Here is a 1,876-nt window from a genome sequence, read left to right as displayed (position 1 = left end):
AAAAGAAAGTCCACAATATCCACACTTATGGCTTTGTAAAGTTAAGGCTTTAGAGGTAGCGCCATCGTAGAATTGAGATTTGCGTTTACTCCAATAAACGATGTCACCGTTAAAGGGTGAATAGTCACCTTTAACATTGATAAAATCGTTTTGAGAGTAGGGTACTGCGGGGAATGCCTTTTTAATTAAGTTTTCGGCTTGATAGCGGTTCATCTTTGGTTCTTGATTGAACACTTTGAAAGTTCGATTATTGATGAACCATAATGAGAACTTAGAGCCAGACATTTTGCAGTAGCGATGGTAATATCGCCATCCTCTGACAATTGGGGCTAGTTTTTCAGCTTTAACTGTTGCACCATAATTCGAGTTATTAACGATAGATTTGACTTGAGAAGAGAAAGCTTTAAAGTTATCCTTTGATGGAGTAGATTTAAACTTTCCATTTTTCTGGACAAGGAAGTGCCAGCCTAAGAAATCAAAACCATCTGTCGCGGAAACTAATTTTGTCTTTTCGGCTTTGATATTTAGCCCTCTTTGTTGCAAGAAATCTTCGATTTGTTTGCGTATTTCGTTTGCATTATCATTGGGTTTGAGGAAAAACACCATATCATCTGCATATCTGACGGATTTATGAATATTTTCAATTCCGTCTAATGCAATATTGGCAAGTAACGGACTTATCACTCCTCCTTGTGGTGTTCCTTGTTCCGGGAATTCTGGATTAACGCCTATTTTTAGACATTTCCACAATCGATTTTTCACGCTTTGTGGCGCTATCACATGGGACATCAAGAAGTTATGATTAATTCGGTCGAAGCATTTTTCGATATCGATTTCAAGGATTCGTTTATCTTTTCCGTTGACATGAGAGTGAAGATTTGAAAATATAAATCTTTGACAATCATGAGCGCAACGTCCAGTTCTAAATCCATAGCTTCTCGGATGAAATAATGCTTCATGAACTGGTTCTATCGCATATTTGATTAGGCATTGCCAACTTCTATCGGCGATGGTTGGTACTTTTAATATCCTTTTGGTTCCATCTTTTTTGGGAATGGGAATAGCTCGCAATTTCTGATGTTTCCATTGGAAAACATGATTTTTTAAATATTCATCGAGTGCCAATCTTTCCGATGGACTTAAGGACTTTTTCCCATCGACACCAGCCGTTTTCTTGCCAGTATTTAGTTGAGTAACTTGACGAATCGCTAATAGTCTTGCACTGCGTGACCTTAATATTAGCTTTTGTAGATTCAATACTCGTTTCCGGTTTTTGGCTCGAATCGCTTTGTATAATCGACATTGCAGGCGGAATAAATTTTTGCGGAGTTTCTTCCACGCTAATTTCTCCCATGATTCACTGTAGTTTTCTACGTGCCCAACCATACTCTACGCCGTTAATTATCTTCTGATTGCCTCAAACCAATTACGGTTTGTCCTACCTGATGTGGAGATTTACGTATCTCGTCTTACCTACTCGGTTTTCGACCTTTTCCCCAGACTCCAACATCATTTTTTCTCGTTCCAATTCTCAGATTATTTTGATAGTTTAGGACAGACCATTTCGCCTATATTCTTCTCAAAGGAATGCAACTAACGAAACAATATTGTTGCGAGAAATTAAATATTAAGTCGGTATTTTTAATTCAGATTACCGCTTGGGATTAAGACGCTTTTTTAGGTCTTGTTTATCCATGCTATCTCCCCTTTAGCGCCAGTGTGCCATATCTGCTTCTGGCTCTGATTGCGCCCTTATTCCCAGCTTCGCTCTGTAGAATTCCGAGTCTACTCGGCGTGGGTAGATTGGGAGTCATTGTTTCCTTTCCAAGGTAGGATTTACACCTACATCCAAGAATTAGTTATGGAATTTTCAAGG

At 38.7% G+C, this 1,876-nt stretch carries 1 protein-coding gene; it reads right to left on the bottom strand.

What is annotated here, in order from left to right:
* A partial coding sequence (locus tag ACEYW6_RS36120) for a reverse transcriptase domain-containing protein (protein WP_412983592.1) occupies positions 1-1,386 on the bottom strand: 1,386 nt, incomplete at its 3' end.
* Positions 1,387-1,876 lie beyond the last annotated feature (490 nt).

Origin of the sequence: Nostoc sp. UIC 10607 (assembly GCF_047228265.1) — a bacterium.
Taxonomy (GTDB): Bacteria; Cyanobacteriota; Cyanobacteriia; order Cyanobacteriales; family Nostocaceae; genus Nostoc; species Nostoc foliaceum_A.
Note: the sequence above shows the minus strand (reverse complement) of the source record. Positions and strands in the feature narration are given on the sequence as shown.